Source organism: Sphingomonas sp. CCH21-G11 (genome assembly GCF_001555965.1).
Classification (GTDB): Bacteria; Pseudomonadota; Alphaproteobacteria; order Sphingomonadales; family Sphingomonadaceae; genus Sphingomonas.
Map to the genome: position 1 here is coordinate 1 of NZ_LSHX01000017.1, position 21,645 is coordinate 21,645.

Consider the following 21,645-nt stretch of genomic DNA (forward strand, 5'->3'; position numbering starts at 1 on the left):
CCGCCGCCAGCCCGCGTCGCATGCAGTCACGCGGATTGTCGCGCGGAAACTCGGCGCAGTTCCACAGGATACGCTGAAAGCCGCGTTTGCGGTCAAGCAGATAGCTGAACGACATCGTGGCGAGGAGCCTGGGCGACAGCACGCCATCCTTCGCGATCGCCTCGCGCGCCAGTGCCGCGTCGCGCCATCCCAGCAATTTGCAGCTGTCGCGTGGGCCGCAGACGCGCCGCGCATAGTCCGGATATGCCGACGCACCGAGACGCGGATCCAGCGCGACCAGAAAGGTATCGAAGTCCGCAACCGGATCGGGTGCGGACGTAACCGCGCCGCCGGGTACCGCGTCGATCATGTTGGCGCCGGGATCCTCGGCCATCGTCGACTCCGCGCCCTCATGGCTTGCCGAATAGGGGGCAAGCAGCGCGATACGCGGCTCGACACCGCTCGCATTGCCGCGGAACGCCGCAGGGGTGCCCCACCATCCCGTCCAGCGAAAGAACAGGTGCGTGCCGACAGCGACGATCTTGTCCAGGCTCGCGCTCCAATAGGGCACGACCCAGTCGGTGTGGTAGTGCGTGGCATGCCCGACGCGGCGGTCGACCCGACCGTCGATTGCGGCAGCCGCCAGATCGCGGGCACGACGCCATTGCGCCGGCGCATAGGCACGGGCGAGCGCGCCATCGCAGGTGAAGGTGAACTGGCACCCTGTCCGCCGGTCCGATCCCTGGAACACCACGCCGCAGATCGATTTGGGAAAGGCGGGGTGGCGCACCCGGTTGAGCACGACCTGCGCGACCGGACGCTGGCCGTCGGGATCATCGCCGGCTTCGTACAGCATCGCCGCCGCCAGGCAGTCGATCGCGCGCGAACGGTCCTCCGGGGCACCGCGAAAACGGAACGGCCGCGCGGCGGGGTTGGGTGCGTCAGAAAACGGAACCGACGCATTGAGCGCAACCGCGTCGCGCGGGGCTAGCTCGCGCAGCCGGATCGGCTCGACCGGCGGCACCACCACCTTGGGCATGACCCGGGCCTCGGCCGCGCGCGCAGCCTGCGATGGCGGCCGGGCGGGCGGCACTGCCGTGACGATGACCGCCGGCAGCACGACCGCGATGCTGCCGACCAGTGCGATCGCGGCGCGCAGCGGCACGGACAGCCCCGCGCTGGGATCGGCACGCATCACGCGATTTCGCCGTCGTCGGCGCGATCGTTCCGGATCAATGTTCGGGCAGGAAGTCGGGCACCGACAGATACCGCTCGCCCGTGTCGTAGTTGAACCCGAGCACGCGCGATCCCGCGGGCAGTTCGGGCAGCTTGCGCGCGATCGCCGCGAGCGTCGCGCCCGACGAGATGCCGACCAGCATCCCCTCCTCACGCGCGGCGCGGCGCGCCATTTCCTTGGCCTCGCCGGCATCGACCTGGATCACGCCGTCGATCGCGGGGGTGTGCAGATTGGCGGGGACGAAGCCGGCGCCGATCCCCTGGATGGGATGCGGCGCGGGCTGACCGCCGGAAATGACGGGCGAGGCGGCGGGTTCGACCGCATAGACCTTGAGCGCCGGCCAATGCGGCTTCAGCGCCTCGGCCACGCCGGTGATATGCCCGCCTGTGCCGACCCCGGTGATGATCGCATCGATCGGCGACTCGGCGAAATCGGCCAGGATCTCATTGGCGGTGGTGCGCACATGCACCGCGATGTTGGCCGGGTTTTCGAACTGCTGGGGCATCCACGCGCCCGGCGTCGACTGAACGATCTCGGTTGCGCGCTCGATCGCGCCCTTCATCCCCTTTTCACGCGGAGTCAGGTCGAAGGTCGCGCCATAGGCGAGCATCAGGCGGCGACGCTCGATCGACATGCTCTCGGGCATTACCAGGATCAGGCGATAGCCCTTGACCGCCGCGACCATGGCAAGCCCGACGCCCGTGTTGCCGCTGGTCGGCTCGACGATCGTACCGCCGGGCTTCAGCGCGCCGGCTTCCTCCGCCGCCTCGATCATGGCGAGCGCGATGCGGTCCTTGATCGAGCCGCCGGGGTTCGACCGCTCGGACTTGATCCACACTTCCGCGTCGGGAAACAGGCGGCTCGCCCGGATGTGCGGGGTGTTGCCGATCGTCGCCAGAATCGTGTTCGCCTTCATGCCGGCTTCTCCTTTACGGGGACAAATTCAAATGTTTCGGGCGGATCGAAGGTCCGCGCGCGGCGCAGCTCTGGGAAAATCCGCGCCCAGGCGATCGTCACCAGGACCGCGCCGATCCCGCCGGCCACGACCGCGGCCACCGGTCCGATCAGACCGGCGAGGAAGCCACTCTCCGCCTCGCCGAGCTCGTTCGATCCCGAAATGAACAGGGTGGACACCGCACCGACGCGCCCGCGCATCTCGTCGGGCGTGTGCAGCTGGATCAGCGACTGGCGGATATAGACCGAAACCATATCGGCCGCGCCGAGCACAAACAGCGCCGCGAGCGACACCAGGACGGCGGGCGCGACGTCGCTGCCGACTGCGTCGGGTCCGAGCCAGCGTTGCAGCAAAGGACCGGCCGCCCCGAAAATCACCGTTGCAACGCCGAACCCGGCCACCGCCAGCAGCATCTTGCGCCCGACATCCCGACGCAGCGGCCGCCACGAAAAGACGAGCGCGATCGCGACTGCGCCCGCCGCCGGGGCGGCGCGCAAATGGCCCAGCCCATCGGCCCCGACCATCAGGATGTCGCGGGCATAAACCGGGAGCATCGCGGTCGCGCCGCCCAGCAACACCGCGAACAGATCGAGCGAGATGGCACCGAAGACCAGCCGGTTGCGGCGCACATAGTGCAGCCCGTCGACCATCTGCGCCCACGGATTGGTCGTGCCCCGGATCGCCGCGCGCGGAACGGCGGAAATCAGCATCAGCATGACGAGGGCCAGCAGGAAAAGCCCGCCCGAAATTGCGTAAGGCAGCCAGGGCGCGGCGGCATAGAGATAGCCGCCCATCGCGGGACCGATCACCGAACCCGACTGCCACGCGATCGAACTGAGCGCGATCGCGGTCGGCAGCACCGCCGGTGCGACCAGATTGGGCGACAGCGCCTGCAGCGCTGGCCCGGCAAAGGCACGCGCCACGCCCAGCAGGGCGGCGACGGCGAACAGCGCGCCGAGCGTGATCGTGCCCGACCAGGTCAGCCAGGCAAGGGTGAGCGCGCATCCGGCCTCCAGCGCCACCGCACCCCGCGCCACCCAGCGGCGATCGACCCGGTCGGCGACCCATCCGGCCCATAGCGACAGGACGAGCAGCGGCAGGAATTGAGCGACCCCGATCAGGCCTAGCTGAATCGCGGCATCGCGGATCCCCATGGTGCGGCGCGCGATATCGTAGACCTGCCATCCGATCACGACGACCATCGCGACCTGCGCCAGGGTCGTGGCCAGCCGCGCCACCCAGTAGGCGCGGAAGTTGTGGACGCGAAAGGGGTGGGCGACAGCAACCATCTCGCCCGCGCTCTACCGGTATCGCGGGGGCGGCGGCAACCACGCTTTGCTGGGGCCGCGAACAAGCGTGGCTTGTCCGTGCTGGCCCTTCATCCCCCGACCTGTCAGCATGTTGGCAACGAATCGGAGGATTGGATGCGGAAATATCTGCGCGCAGCGGTGGTTTCGGCAGCGGCGCTGGCCCTGTTCGGCTGCTCGCCCGGCGGCGACGGCAATGACGGGCAGGCGACTGCGGTGATTGCACCTGGTTCGGCCGACTGGCAGGCGTTTGTCGACCGGACGATCGAGCGCTGGTTCACGCTTGACCCGGCGTTCGCGGTCTATCAGGGCCGCCACGATTTCGACGGCAAGCTGCCCGACTGGAGCGATGCCGGACTGAAGGCGCGCGCGGACTTCCTGAAGGTGACGATCCGCGAGGCCGGCCGGTTTCGCGATCTGACCCCCCAGCAGCGTTTCGAGCGCGATTACCTGGCCAAGGTGGCGGAAGGCCAGCTGTTCTGGCTGGAGGATGCAGATCAGCCGCATCGCAACCCCGCCTTCTACATCGGCGGGCTCGATCCCAACGTCTATGTCGCGCGCAACTATGCCGATCCGGCGACGCGGCTGCAGGCGCTCACCCGTTTCCTCAAGGGCGTGCCCGGCGCGGTGGAGCAGATCAAGGCGAACCTGAAGCTTCCGTTGCCGGTCAGCTTTGTCGACTATGGGGTGGCCGGTTTCCGCGGTTTTGCCGATTATTATACCGGCGATGCCAAGGCGGCCTTTGCCGAGGTCAAGGACCCGACGCTGCAGCGCGAGTTCGACGCCGCCGCCATGGCCGCGGCGAAGGCGACGCGCGGGCTGGGCGACTGGCTCGAGGCCAGCAAGGCCGACGCGACCACTGATTTCGCGCTCGGGCCCGAACGCTTCGCGCGCATGCTGAAGGCGACCGAAGCCGTCGACATCTCGCTCGACGCGCTGGAACGCGTCGGTCGCGCCGACCTGGCCCGCAACCAGGCGATGCTGCGCGCCGAATGCGCCAAGCTCGCGCCGGGCAAATCGATCGCGCAATGCATGGGCGAGATCAACGCGATCAAGCCCGAGGGCGGGCCGGTCGCCGCGGCCCGTCGCCAGATCCCCGAACTGCGCGCCTTCCTGATCGAAAAGGACCTGGTGACCATTCCCGGCACCGAGGAAGCGCTGGTCCGCGAAAGTCCGCCCTATAACCGGCAGAACTCGGCCTATATCGACCCGCCCGGACCCTTCGAGAAGAATATTCCGTCGATCTACTACATCTCGCCGCCCGATCCGTCTTGGTCGCCGGCGGTGCAGGCGGCCTATATTCCCGGCGAGCCCGACCTGCTGTTCACCACGGTGCACGAAGTGTTTCCCGGTCACTTCCTGCAATTCCTCCACGCCAACCGTTCGGAATCGCTCTTTGGCCGGCTGTTCGTCGGCTACGCCTTTGCCGAGGGCTGGGCGCATTATACCGAGGAGATGATGTGGGAGGCCGGGCTGCGCGGCACGCCCGAGACGCATATCGGCCAGCTGTCCAACGCGCTGCTGCGCAACTGCCGGTTCCTGTCCGCGATCGGGCTGCACGCGCGCGGCATGACGCAGGCGCAGTCGCAGGCGATGTTTCGCGACGAATGTTTCCAGGACGAAGGTAACGCGCGGCAACAGGCCGCGCGTGGTACCTATGATCCCGCCTATCTCAACTACACGCTCGGCAAGCTGATGATCCGCAAGCTGCGCGCCGACTGGACCGCGAAGAATGGCGGGCGCGAGGCGTGGAAGGGCTTCCACGACCGCTTCCTCAGCTATGGCGGCCCGCCGATCCCGCTGGTCCGTCAGGCAATGATGAACGAGGATACCCCGCGCGCCCTGTTCTGAAAAAGGGCGTCGCCCCGGCCTGCGCCAGGGCGACGCTTCGTCCTCAGCCGTCGAGGAACTCGATCAGGTCCTCGGTCAGGCGGTCGGCATGCGTTGCCGCCAGCCCGTGCGGCGCGCCGTCATATTCGATCAGCGTCGCATCAGTGATCATCGTCGCGGCGACGCGCGCGGTGATGTCGATCGGCACGATGCTGTCGGCGGTACCATGAACGATCAGCGTCGGTACGGTGAACGCCGCCATGTCCGCGCGAAAGTCGGTGGTGCCGAACGCCGCGATGCATTGCAGCGTCGGGTGAAGGCCCGCCATCATCGCCATGTTCCAGTGATGATGCACCGCGCTGTCGCTCAACGCCTCAGGGTTGTTCTCCAGCCCGAAAAAGCCCTTCAGAAAACCCTGCATGAATTCGGCACGATCGGCGCGCACGCCCGCCATCATCCCGTCGAACACCGATTGCGGCGCACCGTTGGGATGATCGTCGGTCTGAAGGAGGAAGGGGGTGACCGCGCCGATCAGTCCGGCCTTGACGACCCGCGCACCCTCATGCCGGCTCATGTAGCGCGCGATCTCGCCGCCCCCCATCGAAAAGCCGATGATCGCGGCATCCTCGACATCGACCGCGTCGAGTACGTCGGCCAGGTCGTCGGCGAAGGTGTCATAGTCATAGCCGTGCCACGGCTGTTCGGAGCGGCCGAACCCGCGCCGGTCATAGGCGATGACGGTGTAGCCCGCCTCCGCCAGGCCGAGCGCCTGCGCGTCCCAGCTGTCGGCATTGAGCGGCCAGCCATGGACCAGCACGACGGGCGGGCCATCGCCCCACATCTTGACGTACAGCTCGGTCTCGTCGCGGGTTTCGATGAAGGGCATGGGGGTCTCCGGTGGCTAACGGCGCGACGCTAGCCCGACGTGGTGACAATATGGCGTCACCCGATCGCCCGGCGCGACAGTCTTTTCCCGCTCGCCGGATCGGCTATCATCATCGGTACGAAACGACATTCCGGGGGGAATCGACATGGCGCGTGCACGCGGGGCGTATGCGGGACGGCGGGATCTGCGGCGGCGGCGCATGGTCGTGCTTGGCGGCGCCATCGCGGCGCTCGCCATGGCCCCCGGCGCGCAGGCGGAGACCGCCGACTTCCTCGCGCGCTATCCCGCGCCCAACCGCGACGCGAGTTTCCTCACCCGAATGGCGGTCGACCGGGTCGCGGGTGCGGACGGCGCGCAGCTCGCCTTTGCGATCGAGGAGGCACTGGACCGCGCCGATATCGACGGCACCCGCTATTTCACCGTCATCTCGGGCGCGAGCAGGTATCGCGGCGGCGAGGCGCCCAGCGCGGATGGCGTGATCACCGGCACCGTCGCCACCGATGTCGAGGAGAACGAGGTCAAGCGCAAGGTGCGCAAGTGCGTCGAGCGCGAGGGCGGCACGCGGGAGGGCAAATGCCTGAAGGAGGCGGATGTCGACACGCTGTGCCGTCAGCGAATCGTCGCGGTCGACGTCACCCTGCGGTTGACGCGGGTGTCCGACGATGTCGTCGTCTACCGTACCGCACGTCCCGAGCGGGCCGAGCTGAGCTGGTGTCCGGGCGAACGACCCGAGCGGACGGTCGAGGACATGATCGGCGCGCAGATCGCCAGCCATGCCGCCGCTTTTCGCCGCGACATCGCGCCCTATGCGGTGCGCGAAAGCATCCGGTATCGCGAAGGCCGGTCGAAGATGCCGAAAGAGATCGGCCAGCGTTTCCGGGCCGCGGTCCTCGTGTCCGAACGCGACCCCGACGCTGCCTGTGCGGCATGGCGCGGCATCGATGCCGAGCTGCCAGGCCATCCGTCGATCGCGTTCAATCTTGCGCTCTGTGCCGAAGCGGCGGGGGCGCTGGATGATGCGCTGCGCGCGTATCAGCGCGCCGCCGACATCGATCCGCGCGCCGGCGACATCCGGGCGGGAATCGACCGCGTCACACGCCGCATTGCCTTCGAGGCCGACGCCGACCGCTATCCCGCGCGCTGACGCTCGATAACGCAAGAAGGCGCGACTTCGTAGGGCAGGGCGTCTCGATCATCGTTCGTTTCGTCGTCCAGGCGTGGAGCCGCTGACCTGTCCGAGACGGCGGCACCATCCCAGTTCGACATTCCGGCACATTCAGGCAAGCATATCCTCGAAAGTTTGGGCAGCGGAGGATAGGGGAGCGAGGGCTCACGCCGCCGCGCAGTTTCGATTTGGCCGTTCACTCGCTGCGCTGTCGATACCGGCGATCAGCGCCTGCTGGTAACTGAGCATCGCCGCGTGCTTGGGCAACCAGTGCACATTGCGATAAGCGATCGCCTGATCGTGAATCGCACGGTTCTGCTCGCTCGATATCATCAGAATTGGCATCCTGTCATGGCGTGAATTACCGCGCACCATCGCAACCAGTTCAAGGCCGTCCATGGTCGGCATGTTGTAATCGGTAGACATTATGTCGAATTCTTGAAGTTCGAGCCAAGCCAGCGCCTGTCGTCCGTTCTCCGCAAACCAGGGTCGAAATATCGGAGAGGGGAGAAGGCTCGCGAGAAGATTACGAACGATTTCGCAATCGTCCACAATCAGGACGTTCAACGGCTGCCCGGTCATGGTCGAACCTCTTGTGCGGCGGGGACGGCGCAGCCGACATCGGACGCAACGGCGGCGCGGGCGAGGCGGGCCGCGAGATTGTCGAGGGTCAAGCCGCTGACGGCATGGTCGCGGCACGTCGCGTCGACGAGATCGGCCAGGCAGCGTTGTTCCTGGGCGATGCGGTCGATCTGCTGCAGCGTGTTACCATGCGCCGAGACGACCGCTAAATCGTCGCACAGAATTGCGCCCAACGCATCGATCTGCGCACTCAGCGCACGCAGTTCGGAAGCGATGAGGCGATCCCACTCGCGGCGCAGGCGGGAAAGGTCATGCTGCATTTTGCACCACAGGCGCCTGGGTGATAGCGGCCGCCAGATCGGCTGGTGCGACACTGACGAGGGGGCAGGCGCTGGACGCTGCGATGATGGCGTCGGCGACGAGCGCGGTTTCGACTGACTGACCGAAGCATCTCGCGCCCGATCCATGAACCGCGGCCATTCCGGCGCGACCATCACTGCCACCACCCGACAGGATCACGGCTTGGCATTTGCCTGCCGCGGTCTTTGCGATCGAACCTAGCAGCAGGTCTGCAGAGGGACGACAGCCATTTACCGGTTCGCGATCAACCAGGCGCATTGTGCCACCCGGCCAGCGATCGATCACAACATGCCGTGTGGGATCGACCGCGATATATACGGTGCCCTGTTCGAGCGGTTCGTGATCCGCCGCCAGCTTCACCTTTGGCGCGATCGATCTGGACAGCTTGGCAGCAAAGGGCACGCCGAAGCCTTCGTCGATCGCGAGCATGAGGATGGTCGGCGGGCAGTTCGCAGGGAAGCCGGCGAGCATTTCGGACGCAGCCTCGATGCCGCCCATGCCACCGACGATCGCGACGAGCGATCCGTCCCAGTGATATGTGCCCGGGCCGGCGGCAGGCCGGGCGGCTTTCTGCGCGCGGCGTGCAGCAAGATTTGTGCTGGCCGCGGTCAGCACGGTCTTGCACAGCTTGCCCACGATCTTTTCAAACTCGTCGGGCGTGGCGCGCGCCGGTTTGGGAAAGCAGTCGACCGCGCCGAGTTCGATCGCACGCAACGAAACGTCAGCGCCTTTTTGCGTAAGGGTGGAGAGCATCACGACCGGTACGGGCCGCGAGGTCATCAATTCTTCCAGAAACTCGATGCCGGTCATGCCGGGCATTTCCACATCCAGGGTCAGCACGTCCGGGCGCAGTTCGGCAATCATATCTCGCGCTTCGTCGGCTCCGTTCGCTGCACCGACCACCACCAGATCCTTGCTGCGCTCAAGCGCGTTCGTGAACAGCGCGCGCATGGTCATTGAATCGTCGACGATAAGTACTTTCTTGGCGGTCATGTGATGTATCCCGAATGGTGATCGTTACTGTTTCTGGCTACGCGGCCTCGGCGATGTCTTGACCCTGCGTGAGTTCGCGCAGGTCGAGCACCATCACCATGCGGTCGTCGATCGCGGCGAGGCCTTCGAGGAACGGCACGACGCTGTCGTTGGTGGTGGCAGGTGGCGGCTGCAGCGCGTCTGGGCCAATGGTGACGATGTCGCTGACCGAGTCCACGATCAGTCCGCGAAACTGGCCCTCCACCTGGGTCACGATGATGACGTGCCGGCTGGTCGGTTCTGACGGATGCCAACCCAGCCGTGCCGCGAGGTCGAACACCGGCAACACCGTGCCGCGCAGATTGACGACGCCAACGACGAAATGCGGCACATGCGGCAGGCGCGTGGTCGGCGTCCATGCACGGATTTCGCGGATGGCCATGATGTCGATGCCGAACACCTGTTGCTCGACTTCGAACGTGATGAGCTGACGAGTCATTTCCTTCTCCCTGCGCAAAGGTGATCAGTGGGCGACTCGGCGAACGGCGGTCGCCAGCTTGGCGGCATCGAAGGGTTTGACGATCCAGCCAGTCGCCCCGGCAGCACGCGCGCGCGCCTTCTTCTCGTCGGAGCTTTCAGTTGTGAGCACGAGGATCGGTCGGCCCTGATGCAGACCCTGGCCGCGCACCCGCTCGATCAGGCCGAATCCGTCGAGATTGGGCATGTTGATGTCGGTGATAACCACATCGTAATCAGCCACCGAAAGCCGGCTCAGCGCATCGATGCCGTCGACGGCCTGATCGACAACAAATCCCTCCGCCGTCAGCGCGTGTTTCAGCAGCGCGCGCATGCTGGCGCTGTCATCGACGGTAAGGATGCGGGTGCAGGTCATGGTCATGTCCGGTCTCGCTTGATCAAAAGAGTTCGACGTCGCCGCTCGATACGTCGTGGCGCGGCATGGGGAGGTGGGCGGGGGCAACGGCTTCGGCGACGACCCGGCAGCGGCTTTGGCCCGATGCAGGGCGAAAATCGACGCGGCGCGCACGCACTCCGCCAAGGTCGGCATGGACGAGCGCGATGCGTTCGCGTTCCAGAAACACTTTGGCGAACTGTGCATTCGCGGTGCCGATGCGCGCCATGCCGCTGTGCATGTTGGCGCCGCCATAAATCCGGGCGCGCAGTCCCGAACGTGTCGCACCATAGGCGAGCATTTCGTTGATCAGCACTTCCATCAGATAGACGCCGTAATGTTCGTCGACCGCCGCCGAAGCCTGCGAAGCCTTGGGCTCGCCAAGCAGGAAATGATTCATGCCGCCGACGCCCGCTTGGGCATCGAAAAGGCAGGTGGCGATGCAGCTGCCAAGCACAGTGGTGAGTTCGACGCGCGCGCTGTCGCTGACGCGTACCTGACCCTGCATGACGGTTAGGCGGGCCATTTTCGGGCAGGATTGGGTGGCGGTCATCAACATGTCAGGCTGCCCTTGCCAGTGCATAATCGGCGATCTGGTGAATCGGGGCGACGACACCCGCAGCACCCAGCGCGATTGCCGCCTTGGGCATGCCGAATACGGTGCAGGTCGCTTCGTCCTGAACGATGGTCTGCGCTCCTGCCCGGGCCATCGCCAGCAGACCCCGTGCCCCGTCGCTTCCCATGCCGGTCAGCAGGATGCCGACCGCATCGGCACCGAGCGTTTCGGCGACCGAGTGGAACAGGACATCGACACTTGGACGATGGCCGCCCACTTTTTCGCCGGGGCGGACACGGGTGTACAGCTGGCTTCCGCTGCGCACCTGAAGGTGGCGTTCATTGCCGCCGGCCAGATAGATGTGTCCGCGCTGCATTGTTACATCGGGCTCCGCGATGACAACGCGGGCTGCGCATTGCGCATCAAGCCGCCGCGCGACCGCTTCGGCAAAATGACCGTTGATGTGCTGGACCACCGCGACCGGCGGGCAGTCCGCGGGGAAGCGGGTAAGCAATTGCTGAAGCGCCTCTACCCCCCCGGTCGACGCACCGATCGCGATCAGTCGCGCGGCACCCCGCGCCGTGCCAAGCGACGGCATGACAGGCGCCGGGGCCTTGGCCTGCCGCGGTGCGTTGCGCACCATTGCGGCGGCACGGATCAGGTCGGCAAGCTTCCCCCCGTCGCTGGTCAACAATTCCCCGGCGCGGCCCTGCGGTTTGGCGTAGCAATCGACCGCCCCGATCGAGAGCGCGCGGGCGGTGGCATCGGCCCCGTCGCGGGTCAGCCCGGACACGATCACGACCGGCGTGGGGCGCAGGCGGATGATCTTTTCCAGGAAGTCGAGCCCGCCCATGCCCGGCATTTCGATGTCGAGCGTCACCACGTCGGGATTCAGCGACCGCATCTGGGCGCGTGCATCGGCGGCATCCACTGCGGTGCCGACCACTTCAATGTCGCTTTCGCGGCGCAGCAACTCGCTCAGCAACGCGCGCATGGTCGGCGAATCATCGACGATCAAAACCCGGATGCTCATCGTGCGGACTTTCGATAGATGGTGGGTCCAATCGGGCTGAGCAGGGCGGCGGCGGGACCCGTCACGCGTTCGCTGTGTCCGATGTAGAGCGTGCCCCCGGGGAGCAGCTGTTCGGCGAAGCGGGCGACGAGCCGTTCCTTGGTCGGTTGATCGAAATAGATCATCACGTTGCGGCAGAAGATGACGTCGAACTGGCGCGACATCGGCCAAGGACCGAGCAGGTTGAGCGTACGGAAGCGCACGACCGCGCGCGCGGCGGCCGATACCGTGGCAAGGCCGTCCCGTTCGTCGAACCACAGCTTGCGCAGGGGTGCGGGCACAGCTTCAAGCGATGCTGCGGAATAGGTCGCCTGACGCGCGCTGATGAGGGCGTGGTCGGCAATGTCGCTTGCCAGGACGATCAGGTCGCTTTCCGCCATGCGGCGTCCCACGCCGCGGTCCTCCCCCAGCATCGTCGTGACGAGCGACCAGGTTTCTTCACCACTCGAGCAGCCGGCGGACCAGATGCGCACGGGCTGCCCCGCCGACAGCTTGCGCTGCAACGCGGGTCGGACATCGTCATGCAGGTGATCGAAATGATGGCCTTCGCGAAAGAAGAAGGTATGGTTGGTGGTAAGCGCGCAGATCGCCCGCTTGCGCTCGGTCTGGTCGCTTTCGATCCGCTTCACATAATTGGCAAAGGTGCCGCAGCCGGCGTTGCGGACGAGCGGCGCAAGGCGCGAATAGACCAGCATCGCCTTGCCGTTTGGCAGGACGATGCCGACCTCGCCGTGCACGATGTCGCGCACAGCTTCGAAATCGGCGGTGCGATAGACGTCGGGACTGATTCCCGGCATCCGGTCGAGGGCGAGCGCGGCGTTCATGCGGCGGCCCTGAGCGGGCTTGTGACCGCGTTCGACACGAGCGCGTCCACGTCCACGATGAGTGCAACGCGACCATCCCCCAATATGGTCGCGCCGGCCACCCCGTCGACCGGGCGGTAATGGGTGTCGAGGCTCTTGATCACAAACTGGCGCTGGTCGCAGATCGCATCGACCTGAAGCGCGGCCCTTCCGGCGATCTCGGTATCGACGACGATCAGCACCGACTGGCACGGATCGGCGACCGCGCCGTTCGCGTTTACCGCCCGGTCAAGCGGAAGGATCGGGATGAACTTACCGCGCACGTCGAGCATCGTGCGATCGGTCCCCAGCCGTTTTACGTCGCCCGGTTCAGGGCGCAGGCTCTCGACCACATGCGCAAGCGGCACGACCAGCGTCTGATCGCCGACCGTGACGATCATCCCGTCGGATATCGCCAGCGTGAGCGGCAAAGCGAGCGTGAAAACGCTGCCCGCGCCGGGAGTCGATTCGATGCTGATTCGACCGCCCAGATCCTTCACATTCTGGCGCACCACATCCATTCCGACGCCGCGGCCGGAGATGTTCGATACGGTCTGCGCAGTGGAGAAGCCGGGCGCGAAGATAAGGTTGTCGATTTCTTCGCTCGACAGTGTGGCGTCCGCAGAAACCAGCCCGCGCTCGACCGCCTTTGCCAGCACGCGTTCGCGATCAATGCCTTTTCCGTCATCACTGACACGGATGACAATGCGACCGCTGCGATGTTCAGCGGACAGGCGCAGCGTCCCCTGGGGTGACTTGCCGGCGGCGACCCGATCCGCCGGGGGTTCGATACCGTGATCGACCGCGTTGCGGATGAGGTGGGTGAGCGGTTCACCGAGCCGTTCAATGACGGTCTTGTCGAGCTCGGTCGCCTCTCCACTCACTTCGAGCGTCACGCGCTTGCCGGTCGTTCCCTCGAGTTCGCGCAGCATACGCGGCACGCGGCTGAATACCGATCCGATCGGCTGCGCGCGGATGCCCATTGCGCTTTCCTGGATGTCGCGGGTCAGCCCGTCCAGCATCGCCAGTTCCTCGATCCCGGCCAGTCCGTGACCGGAAAGCCGCTGGGCCATCATGGCCTGCGCGATCACCAGTTCGCCGACGGCATCGATCAGCCGGTCGAGCTTGATCAGGTCGATGCGGATCGACTGGCCGCCTGCCGCCGGTGCCGCTGCGGCGGCCGCGGGGACCGGGGCGGACTTGGTTTCCGGAACGGACGGCGTCGTGGCGACCGCCGGGACTGCAACTTCTGGTCCGGCGATGGCAGCGTCGATCGCGGCCAACGACGCCGCCATCGACACGGTCGATTCGGAGGATTGCTCCGCATGTTGCTGCGCTTCACCGCTAGCGATGGAGATGACGAAATCGTCGCCGAAAAAGTCGAATATCTCCATCACGGCATCGTCGGATACCGTGTCCGGCAGGCTGTATGTCCAGGCGAGGCAGGCAGCGGCACTGCGGTACTGTTCGAGCGCGGGTACGGCGGCGCAGTCTACCGCGGTACAGATCGCACCCAAGCGAACGAGCTCGCGCAGCAGCAGAACCGGCTCCCCGCCATTCTGCATTGCGGCGTCAAGTGGTCGGATATGTGCCGAACGGCCGCCGTGTTCCGGCGCAACTTCCGCAGCGATGTCGCCGAGCATGGCGTCAAGATCGAAGTCGAGATCGGCGACATCGCTCACGGCGGGAACGGGTGTCGAAGCGGCGTGCGTTACCCCTTCTGTGGGCTGTCCAGGAGCTGAACCGCTTTGGGCTGCAGCCAGTTGCTTCAGCAATGCTGCATCGTCGGGCGGTCCGTCATTGCCGCGTGCCGAAGCAACGTGATCGTTCAGCACGTCGAGCGCGCGCAGCATCAGGTCGACCAGTTCCGGTCCGAGGGTGACGGTTTCGTCGCGAACGTCCGAAAGCAGTGTCTCGAACCCGTGCGTATAGTGCTGAAGCGCCGTGAACCCGAATGCCCCCGCGCCCCCCTTGATCGAATGTACCGCTCGGAAAATCGCGTTGATCGTCTCGGCATCGTAGCTGCCGGCACGGCAGGCATCGAGCGCGGTTTCGGCAGCCGCCAGCGCTTCTTCGCATTCAAGGAAGAAGATTGCCTGGATTTCGTCGCTCGTCATGCCGCCGCCCCGAAAAGAAGCGTGTCGAGGCCGGTAACGGACGCAATGTCCCGCAGCGGATCCGACGCGATGATCGACAAGGCCCGGTTGCCAGCATCCGCGCTTTTCCGCGCGCTGACGAGCAGCTGCAGGCCAGCCTGTCCGATCTGCACGACATGGCTGCCGTCGATCGTGGTCGGGCCGGATGCGAGTGCGGCGATCAGCTCGGGAAGAACTGCGTCGACCGCCGTCGCGTCGCACCGCGCGGGTAGCGCAATGATGTGCATGATCCTGTTCCTTGCCCCCGGCGACCGATTAGAATTCCGACCAGTCCTCGTCATCCACGGGCTTCATCGCGAGGTTGCCCTGCACGACCGGCGCGCGGCGCGGCGTGCGGCTACGGCGGACCGGGGCCGGCATCGCTACCGGCATTTCCTCGACACTGCCCGTGCGAAAGCGGGCGACGAGGCTGGACAGTTCGTCGGCTTCCCCGGCCAGGCTGCGTGCGGCGGCGGTCGATTCTTCAACCATCGCGGCGTTCTGCTGTGTCATCTTGTCCATCTCGCCCACTGCGCCATTTACCTGTTGCAGGTTGGCCGACTGGACTTCGGCGGATTCGGCGATCGCGGTGATCAGCGCACTGATCGCGCCGACGCGTTCGACGATGCGCTCGAGAAGCGAGCCGGTTTCGCCGACGAGCGTCACGCCGTCGCTGACCTGCTCGCTGCTGGTCATGATCAGGCCCTTGATGTCCTTGGCGGCGTCGGCGGAGCGCTGGGCAAGCGCGCGTACTTCGTTCGCGACCACCGCGAACCCCTTTCCGGCATCACCGGCGCGGGCGGCTTCCACCCCGGCATTGAGCGCGAGAAGGTTCGTCTGGAAGGCGATACCGTCGATCACGTTGATGATCTGGCTGATTTCCTGAGACGATTTCTCGATCGCGCCCATTGCGCTGACTGCGCGCCGCACAACCTGTCCGCCCTCGGTCGCTTCGCGGTGCGCCTGGGCAATCGAGCCGTTGACCTCCGCGGCACTGCGCGCGGTTTCCTGAACCATGCGGGTAACCTGGTTCATGGCCGCCGCGGTTTCCTCAAGGCTTGCCGCCTGCTGTTCGGTCCTGAGCGCTAGATCATCGGACGCGGCGCGGATTTCGGAAGCGCCGGTGTGAACGCTGGATGCAGAGCCTGACACGCGCGCGAGAATGGTCGCAAGTCCTTCCACCGTCTCATTGAAGCTCGTGCGCAAGGTTTCATATTCATTTGCAAATGGGTGATCGATGCGATGGGTCATGTTGCCATCGGCGACCTGGCGCAGACCGGCAGCGAGGTCTTCCACGACCTGACGCTGCTTGCTTTCGGCCTCGGCCTGCGCCTTCGACGCTGCCCGAAACACTTCGATAGCCTGGACCATGGTGCCGATTTCATCCTTGCGGCCGTTTCCTTCGACCGCGACGTCGAAATCGCCCTCTGCCATCCGGCGCATGGCGTCGGCGGTTGCCGATAGCGGGTTCAGCGCATTGCGGATCAGATAAAAGATTCCACCGACCAGCATGGCGACGATCAGGACGCCGAGCACGCTGAGCCACAGGATCGTCGACGCGAGAGTCGCGTGGCTATCCTCGCTCAGGCGAGTCTGGGCCTCGCCAGCCGCGACCACCAGCTTGTCGATCTCTGCACGATGGCTGACATAGTCATCGGTGAGACGCGCATAGCTGGCCTGTGCTCGGTCCATATTGCCGCCGGCGACGGCGGGCAGAAGCCGCTGATTCAGTTCGGTCCAGAATTCTATTGCCTTCGCACCCGATCGATTCAGGATCTGCTCTTTCAGTGCAGGCGGGAGGTCCGATGATTTCCAGTACGCATAGCGATCATTGAATTGCTGCTCGAGCTCGGCAAGGCGCTTTTGTCGGTCGGGAAGCGTCGACGGGTTAGCGACCAGCAGCGTCGCCTCGAGATAGGGTTCGATCACATATTCGGGCGGCGGAAGAATATCCGCGGTCAGGTCACTGACCTGCTGGTTGCGCCGATCCATGTCGCCGCCGAAGCGGATCTTGTCGATCTGCACGCTGGTGAAAATAACGGACACGGCCATTGCGCCCAGTATGACGGCACCCCCGACCTGGCCCTTGCCCTTGATGCTCATATCTGCCTCATCCCTATCCCGGAAACTGTGTCGGGAAGCGTAGGGCGATGGCCGTAACCAGAGCGTTTTGGGGGGCGTACGTAGTTTCCGCAAACTGCGGTTAAGGCAATTCCTGCAGAATATACGGGTTGGCAAGAACCGCCATGCGAACCGCGGCGGACAATGATTCCGCGCCGATTTTCGCCATCAGACTGGCGCGGTGAACCTCCACGGTGCGCGTGCTGAGCGACAGGCGGTCGGCGATCACCTTGTTGGGCAACCCGTCAACCATAAGGTCGAGTATTCCCAGTTCGCGATCGGTCAGACGGTTGATGCGTTTCATTGCCTCCGCCCTGGCTGCGAGTTTCGCGCGCGTTTCCCAGAGCGACTCAAGTGCCGATTCAATGCAGTCGACCAGTGCGTCCGGATCGATCGGCTTTTCGAGAAAGTCGTAAGCGCCCATCTTGATGCACTTTACGACATCGGCGACAGCCGGCCGACTTGTCATCAGGATGGTGGTGAAACGACCTTCCTGACGGTGAATCGCCTCAAGGACATCAAGGCCGCTCATGCCGGGCATCTTCATGTCCAACATGAGCACGCCGCCTGCCAAATCGGGAAGGGCAGCGATGAAATCATTCCCGGCGCGGAAGGGGAACAGCAGCAGGTCCGGAATGCCCGAAAGGACATCCCGCAGCAGATTCCGAATGATATCGTCGTCATCGACGAGGTAGACTGCCCGCATCTTATTCCTGGTTGCTCACGTCAACGCGATTTGCGCCGATCGAACGTGCTATGGCCGGGAGCAACGGGTCAAGCCAAACAAGCGGTCGACCCGCTCGTTGGGCTGGTCCGGCTGCAGATCGCCGGCGTCGTGTTTGAAGGCCGGCGGCAGCAGCCCGGCGGCGCTGGTCGCGCTGATCTGATCGATCCGGCTGAACGCTCGCCCGGCGGCAACAAGCGGGGATTTGCTCGGGATGGGCGCCTATGGTCTGTGGGATAAATTTTGGAAGCCGTTTTCACCACATCATGCGGAACGGCGCAGTTCCGATACTCTCAGCTTGACGATGGTGACCCCTACGGGACTCGAACCCGTGTTTTCGCCGTGAAAGGGCGACGTCCTAGACCGCTAGACGAAGGGGCCATGCCTTGGCTGGTCGGGCGCACCTATAAAAATGATCCGCGGCGGTCAAGCGATCCTTTTCGACCGCCTACTCCGCCCATGCCGCATCGTCGAGATGCAGTTCGGCGGCCGGGCGCGCGCCCCAATCGTCGCGCCGCGCACGTCCCGCCACCCAAAGCCGGCGATGGGGCGGGGCGGCCAGCAGCGCCTGGCCGAGCAGCGTGTCGGCGCTGCGAAACGCCACCGCCTTGAGCGTCGCGCCGTCGTCGCCCGACAGGATGGCGCGGACATGGCCGGTGCCGACCACATCCGCCTTCACCACGCGCACCGGGCCCGCGGCGACGCGCGGTGCGGGCCAGCCCATGCCATAGGGCCCACCCTGTTCCAGCGCATCGACCAGCACCGGGTTGACCGCGCGCGGCGCAAGCACGGCGTCGACCAGCAGGGCGCGCCCGATCCCGGCACGCGCAACCGCTTCGCCCAGGCGCGTGTCGAGGAACGCGGTGAGCGCATCGACCTGGTCGGCGGCGATGGTCAGCCCGGCCGCCATCGCGTGGCCGCCGCCGGCGATCAGCAGACCGGCTTCCTTCGCCGCCAGAATCGCCGCACCCAGGTCGACCCCCGCGACGGACCGTCCGGACCCCTTGCCGATGCCCTGTTCGTCGATCGCGATGACGATGGCCGGCCGACCCAGCTTTTCCTTCAGCCGCCCCGCGACGATGCCGATTACGCCGGCATGCCATCCCGGCGCCGCGACGACCGCGACCGCATGCGCCGTTCCGCCCGCCAGCGTCTCGGCGGTCGCCTGCACCTCGCCCTCGATCGTCCGGCGCTCCTGATTGAGCTGGTCGAGCTCGGCGGCGATTCGTCGTGCCTCGTCGGGATCGTCGGTGGTCAGCAAGCGTACGCCCAGGTCGGCGCGGCCGACGCGCCCGCCGGCGTTGATCCGCGGGCCCAGCGCGAAGCCCAGGTCGCTGCAGCTCGGTGCGCGCGTCAGGCGGGAAGCTTCGATCAGCGCGTTCATCCCGATATTGCGCCGGGCGGCCATGACCTTCAGCCCCTGTGCGACAAAGGCGCGGTTGAGCCCGCGCAACGACGCGACGTCGGCGACCGTGCCGAGCGCCACCAGGTCGAGCAGGTCGAGCAGGCGGGGCTCGGCCCGGCCGCCAGCGAACCAGCCGCGCGCGCGCAGCACCCGCAGCAATGCCGCGCCGAGCAGAAACGCGACGCCGACCGCGGCGAGGTGGCCGTGTTCGGCGCCTTCCGCCTCATCCAGCCGGTTCGGGTTGACCACCGCATGCGCGACGGGCAGCGCGGCTGCGCATTTGTGATGATCGACGACGATCACGTCGACTCCGGCGTCGCGCGCCATCTCCAGCGCCTCGAACGCCTGTGCGCCGCAATCGACCGTGACGATCAGGTCCGCGCCCTCGCGCTTCAACCGCACCAGCGCCTCGCCCGAGGGGCCATAGCCCTCCATCAGCCGGTCGGGGATATAGGCGCGCGCCGCCAGCCCCAGGTCGCGCAACAGGCGGATCAGCAGCGCCGCCGATGTCGCGCCGTCGACGTCGTAATCGCCAAAGATCACGACGTTTTCGTTCGCGGCGACGGCGTCTGCGATCCGTTCGGCCGCGCGGTCCATGTCGCGGAAGATCGACGGGTCGGGCATGAATGCGCGAATGCTGGGCGCACGATGGCGATCGAGATCCTCGCGCGCACAGCCACGCGCCAGCAACAGCTGGGTGACCAGATCGTCGGGCGTGTAATCCGCGCCGCCCGCGTCGTTCGCCAGGCCGCGCCACTGCCAGGGCTGGCCGAGGATCGATTGCCGGATGTTGAGGATCGCTGACATGGCTGCCACCGGGGCTAGGCGATCGCGCGGGCGCGGTCCAGCACGGGGATCATTTGATCCAGCTGCCCTCGCGAAACCATTTGGTGACGATGTATTTGACCCCGCGCGTGACCGCGACCCCTTCGTGGAGCGTCGCATCGTTGGGGCTGCCGTCTTCGCCCATGTTGTTCCAGGCGACGAGCAGGCCGCGTTCGGGCTTGAAACGCACGCCCAGCCTTGGAAACCAGGTCGATCCCCCATCCGATACGTCATTCAGATAGACCATCGCCGTCCAGGTGCGCTGGCCCCCGAACGGCCTCATCGTTTCCCAATAGGGCTCGTTTTCGTTGAAATAGTCGTGGTGGGCGCGGAACTGCTGGCCGGGCGCATATCGCTGGCCCTGGATCGTCTCGCCCTGCCGCGGTTCCATGCCGAGCAGGTCGGCGATCGCCTCGTCGATCGGCTGGACGTCGGGCGACCAGCGGTCGAGGTCGCAGCTGTCGCTCGTCCGGAAATAGGGGTCGTTGCTGGTCGACAACAGCGTCGACTTGCGGCGGCCCGCGTCGATCAGGTCGATCAGCAGCCGGCATTGCGCCGGCGACAGATAGTCGGGGTGGGTGAACATCTGTGCGCCGTCGACAGGCACGCGGCGCATGCCCGGGGTCGCGGCCAGTCGCGCCGCAACCTGCACGCCGATGTCACGGCGCGCCGGCGACGGCGGGCCGGGACGGGCAGGGGCTTTGCGGCGGCGGGACCAGAACATCGTCGCCGACCCTGCACAAAGCCGCCCCCGAAACGCAAGAGGCCCGACGTCGCCGCCGGGCCTCCGCGCTTCGCCATCCGGCGATCGTCACCAGAAGATATCGTACTCGACATCGACGACGCGACCCGACCGGATGTCGATCAGCAACGCGTCATTGTAATAGCGCACCCAACGGTACGGACCAAAGGCCGGCGGCAGGCGATAGTAGAACGGATCGTCGATCCAGTATTGCGGAGCGAACAGCAGCGAGCCGAGCGTCAGGCCGATGGAAAAGCGGCGATAGCCGTAATTCCAGCCGTTCGGCGCGTAATAGCGCGGCAGGCGATAGAGGTTCCGATTGCGGCCGCGCCAGTCGCGCCAGTTGTACCGATTGTCGCCGCGCCAGCCGCGATTCCAGTCGCGCCGGTCATCCCAACCGCGCCGATACCGCTGGTCGTCGCGCCAGTCGCCGAAGCGGCGGCCGTTCCAGTCGCGACGATCGTTACGGAAATCGCGTCGGTCATCCCGGAAATCGCGGCGGTTGTCGCGGAAGTCGCGACGATCATCGCGAACGTCGCGCCGGTCATTGCGGAAATCGCGGAATTCGCGACGGTCGTTGCGAAACTCGCGCCGCTCGCCGGCAAAGTCGCGGCGATCGTCGCGCCGCTCGTTACGGAAGTCGCGACGATCGTCCTGGCGATCCGCGCGGAACGCCTCGCGCGTCACCTCGCCACGACGGAAATCGCGCCGGTCATCCTGACGTTCGCGGGCGAAGTCGCGGCGATCGTCGGCACGATCCTGACGAAAGGCGCGCCGATCCTCGCCGAATTCCCGGCGCTCCTGACGAAATTCGCGGCGCTCGGCTCTCGCTTCGTTTCGCTGCTGACTAAAGGCCGGACGTTCCTCGCCCGCTTCGCGGCGTTCGGCGGCGCGGGGCGCACCCCCGCGGTCGACGCGCTCGGCACGTTCGGGGCGACCGCCACGCCCGCCACGACCGTCACGATCCTGGGCAGTGGCAGCGATGGGGGTCAGCGCGGTGGCGCCGATCAACAGGCTCAAGAGGATATTTCGCATCGTCA

21 protein-coding genes and 1 tRNA gene are annotated in these 21,645 nt (G+C 66.0%); 2 read left to right on the forward strand and 20 right to left on the reverse strand.

The window, feature by feature from the left end:
* The 3 genes from AX676_RS03335 to AX676_RS03345 form a co-directional block, all read right to left on the reverse strand.
* On the reverse strand, positions 1-1,174 hold a 1,174-nt coding region (locus tag AX676_RS03335), incomplete at its 3' end, for a cell wall hydrolase (RefSeq protein WP_066544095.1).
* 37 nt (positions 1,175-1,211) lie between these two features.
* A complete protein-coding gene (cysK, locus tag AX676_RS03340; RefSeq protein WP_066478620.1) occupies positions 1,212-2,132 on the reverse strand; it encodes a cysteine synthase A in 921 nt (306 codons plus the stop codon).
* Positions 2,129-3,460 carry an MFS transporter gene (locus AX676_RS03345; RefSeq protein WP_066478622.1) on the reverse strand — a complete coding sequence of 444 codons (1,332 nt, stop codon included), beginning with the start codon at positions 3,458-3,460 and terminating at the stop codon, positions 2,129-2,131. The genes cysK and AX676_RS03345 overlap by 4 nt, the downstream gene beginning before the upstream one ends.
* Positions 3,461-3,595: 135 nt before the next feature.
* Here AX676_RS03345 and AX676_RS03350 point away from each other — a divergent pair, with 135 nt between their 5' ends.
* Positions 3,596-5,329 (forward strand): DUF885 domain-containing protein, encoded by a 1,734-nt coding sequence (locus tag AX676_RS03350; RefSeq protein ID WP_066478624.1) that lies wholly within the window; start codon positions 3,596-3,598, stop codon positions 5,327-5,329.
* Positions 5,330-5,372: 43 nt separating this feature from the next.
* Here AX676_RS03350 and AX676_RS03355 read toward each other — a convergent pair whose 3' ends face one another.
* Positions 5,373-6,194 carry an alpha/beta fold hydrolase gene (locus tag AX676_RS03355; RefSeq protein ID WP_066478626.1) on the reverse strand — a complete coding sequence of 274 codons (822 nt, stop codon included), beginning with the start codon at positions 6,192-6,194 and terminating at the stop codon, positions 5,373-5,375.
* A 145-nt stretch (positions 6,195-6,339) separates the two neighbouring features.
* Between AX676_RS03355 and AX676_RS03360 the strand changes: the two genes are divergently transcribed.
* Positions 6,340-7,338, forward strand: coding sequence for a tetratricopeptide repeat protein (locus AX676_RS03360; protein ID WP_066478627.1), 999 nt, complete (start codon positions 6,340-6,342; stop codon positions 7,336-7,338).
* 186 nt (positions 7,339-7,524) lie between these two features.
* Here the strand turns inward: AX676_RS03360 and AX676_RS17010 are convergent, their stop codons facing one another.
* From AX676_RS17010 to AX676_RS03440, 16 genes are all read right to left on the reverse strand, one after another.
* Complete coding sequence (locus AX676_RS17010; protein WP_082731203.1) at positions 7,525-7,941, reverse strand: response regulator; 417 nt, start codon at positions 7,939-7,941, stop codon at positions 7,525-7,527.
* On the reverse strand, positions 7,938-8,261 hold the full coding sequence (locus AX676_RS03370; protein WP_066478630.1) for a hypothetical protein: 324 nt from the start codon (positions 8,259-8,261) through the stop codon (positions 7,938-7,940). Before AX676_RS03370 ends, AX676_RS17010 begins: the two co-directional genes overlap by 4 nt.
* Complete coding sequence (locus AX676_RS03375; RefSeq protein ID WP_066478632.1) at positions 8,251-9,294, reverse strand: chemotaxis protein CheB; 1,044 nt, start codon at positions 9,292-9,294, stop codon at positions 8,251-8,253. The genes AX676_RS03370 and AX676_RS03375 overlap by 11 nt, the downstream gene beginning before the upstream one ends.
* Positions 9,295-9,331: 37 nt before the next feature.
* Positions 9,332-9,772, reverse strand: coding sequence for a chemotaxis protein CheW (locus AX676_RS03380; protein WP_066478634.1), 441 nt, complete (start codon positions 9,770-9,772; stop codon positions 9,332-9,334).
* Positions 9,773-9,796: 24 nt separating this feature from the next.
* A complete protein-coding gene (locus AX676_RS03385) occupies positions 9,797-10,171 on the reverse strand; it encodes a response regulator (RefSeq protein WP_443025983.1) in 375 nt (124 codons plus the stop codon).
* Between the two features lie 16 nt (positions 10,172-10,187).
* On the reverse strand, positions 10,188-10,736 hold the full coding sequence (locus AX676_RS03390) for a chemotaxis protein CheD (protein WP_066478753.1): 549 nt from the start codon (positions 10,734-10,736) through the stop codon (positions 10,188-10,190).
* Positions 10,737-10,743: 7 nt separating this feature from the next.
* Positions 10,744-11,772 carry a protein-glutamate methylesterase/protein-glutamine glutaminase gene (locus AX676_RS03395; protein ID WP_066478636.1) on the reverse strand — a complete coding sequence of 343 codons (1,029 nt, stop codon included), beginning with the start codon at positions 11,770-11,772 and terminating at the stop codon, positions 10,744-10,746.
* The gene (locus AX676_RS03400; protein WP_066478637.1) at positions 11,769-12,635 is read right to left on the reverse strand and encodes a CheR family methyltransferase; all 867 of its coding nucleotides are present in this window, start codon (positions 12,633-12,635) and stop codon (positions 11,769-11,771) included. Before AX676_RS03400 ends, AX676_RS03395 begins: the two co-directional genes overlap by 4 nt.
* Entirely contained in the window at positions 12,632-14,770 is a 2,139-nt protein-coding gene (locus tag AX676_RS03405; protein WP_066478639.1) for a chemotaxis protein CheA, read from the reverse strand. The genes AX676_RS03400 and AX676_RS03405 overlap by 4 nt, the downstream gene beginning before the upstream one ends.
* Entirely contained in the window at positions 14,767-15,036 is a 270-nt protein-coding gene (locus tag AX676_RS03410) for an STAS domain-containing protein (RefSeq protein WP_066478641.1), read from the reverse strand. Before AX676_RS03410 ends, AX676_RS03405 begins: the two co-directional genes overlap by 4 nt.
* A 28-nt stretch (positions 15,037-15,064) precedes the next feature.
* Entirely contained in the window at positions 15,065-16,891 is a 1,827-nt protein-coding gene (locus tag AX676_RS03415; RefSeq protein ID WP_066478646.1) for a methyl-accepting chemotaxis protein, read from the reverse strand.
* 100 nt (positions 16,892-16,991) lie between these two features.
* Positions 16,992-17,615, reverse strand: a complete 624-nt coding sequence (locus AX676_RS03420; RefSeq protein ID WP_066478653.1) for a response regulator transcription factor — start codon at positions 17,613-17,615, stop codon at positions 16,992-16,994.
* Positions 17,616-17,938: 323 nt separating this feature from the next.
* Positions 17,939-18,014 (reverse strand) — tRNA-Glu (locus tag AX676_RS03425).
* 67 nt (positions 18,015-18,081) lie between these two features.
* Positions 18,082-19,845: a single-stranded-DNA-specific exonuclease RecJ gene (gene recJ, locus AX676_RS03430; protein ID WP_066478654.1), complete on the reverse strand. Its 1,764-nt coding sequence runs from the start codon at positions 19,843-19,845 to the stop codon at positions 18,082-18,084.
* Positions 19,846-19,894: 49 nt separating this feature from the next.
* Positions 19,895-20,587 (reverse strand): prolyl hydroxylase family protein, encoded by a 693-nt coding sequence (locus AX676_RS03435; RefSeq protein ID WP_066478655.1) that lies wholly within the window; start codon positions 20,585-20,587, stop codon positions 19,895-19,897.
* 87 nt (positions 20,588-20,674) lie between these two features.
* A complete protein-coding gene (locus AX676_RS03440; RefSeq protein WP_066478656.1) occupies positions 20,675-21,640 on the reverse strand; it encodes an RcnB family protein in 966 nt (321 codons plus the stop codon).
* Between the last annotated feature and the right edge of the window lie 5 nt (positions 21,641-21,645).

Coding starts and splice junctions, on each gene's coding strand:
- cysK (WP_066478620.1), bottom strand. CDS start 2,132: ATGAAGGCGAACACGATTCTGGCGACGATCGGCAACACCCCGCACATC.
- AX676_RS03345 (WP_066478622.1), bottom strand. CDS start 3,460: ATGGTTGCTGTCGCCCACCCCTTTCGCGTCCACAACTTCCGCGCCTAC.
- AX676_RS03350 (WP_066478624.1), top strand. CDS start 3,596: ATGCGGAAATATCTGCGCGCAGCGGTGGTTTCGGCAGCGGCGCTGGCC.
- AX676_RS03355 (WP_066478626.1), bottom strand. CDS start 6,194: ATGCCCTTCATCGAAACCCGCGACGAGACCGAGCTGTACGTCAAGATG.
- AX676_RS03360 (WP_066478627.1), top strand. CDS start 6,340: ATGGCGCGTGCACGCGGGGCGTATGCGGGACGGCGGGATCTGCGGCGG.
- AX676_RS17010 (WP_082731203.1), bottom strand. CDS start 7,941: ATGACCGGGCAGCCGTTGAACGTCCTGATTGTGGACGATTGCGAAATC.
- AX676_RS03370 (WP_066478630.1), bottom strand. CDS start 8,261: ATGCAGCATGACCTTTCCCGCCTGCGCCGCGAGTGGGATCGCCTCATC.
- AX676_RS03375 (WP_066478632.1), bottom strand. CDS start 9,294: ATGACCGCCAAGAAAGTACTTATCGTCGACGATTCAATGACCATGCGC.
- AX676_RS03380 (WP_066478634.1), bottom strand. CDS start 9,772: ATGACTCGTCAGCTCATCACGTTCGAAGTCGAGCAACAGGTGTTCGGC.
- AX676_RS03385 (WP_443025983.1), bottom strand. CDS start 10,171: ATGACCATGACCTGCACCCGCATCCTTACCGTCGATGACAGCGCCAGC.
- AX676_RS03390 (WP_066478753.1), bottom strand. CDS start 10,736: ATGACCGCCACCCAATCCTGCCCGAAAATGGCCCGCCTAACCGTCATG.
- AX676_RS03395 (WP_066478636.1), bottom strand. CDS start 11,772: ATGAGCATCCGGGTTTTGATCGTCGATGATTCGCCGACCATGCGCGCG.
- AX676_RS03400 (WP_066478637.1), bottom strand. CDS start 12,635: ATGAACGCCGCGCTCGCCCTCGACCGGATGCCGGGAATCAGTCCCGAC.
- AX676_RS03405 (WP_066478639.1), bottom strand. CDS start 14,770: ATGACGAGCGACGAAATCCAGGCAATCTTCTTCCTTGAATGCGAAGAA.
- AX676_RS03410 (WP_066478641.1), bottom strand. CDS start 15,036: ATGCACATCATTGCGCTACCCGCGCGGTGCGACGCGACGGCGGTCGAC.
- AX676_RS03415 (WP_066478646.1), bottom strand. CDS start 16,891: ATGAGCATCAAGGGCAAGGGCCAGGTCGGGGGTGCCGTCATACTGGGC.
- AX676_RS03420 (WP_066478653.1), bottom strand. CDS start 17,615: ATGCGGGCAGTCTACCTCGTCGATGACGACGATATCATTCGGAATCTG.
- recJ (WP_066478654.1), bottom strand. CDS start 19,845: ATGTCAGCGATCCTCAACATCCGGCAATCGATCCTCGGCCAGCCCTGG.
- AX676_RS03435 (WP_066478655.1), bottom strand. CDS start 20,587: ATGTTCTGGTCCCGCCGCCGCAAAGCCCCTGCCCGTCCCGGCCCGCCG.
- AX676_RS03440 (WP_066478656.1), bottom strand. CDS start 21,640: ATGCGAAATATCCTCTTGAGCCTGTTGATCGGCGCCACCGCGCTGACC.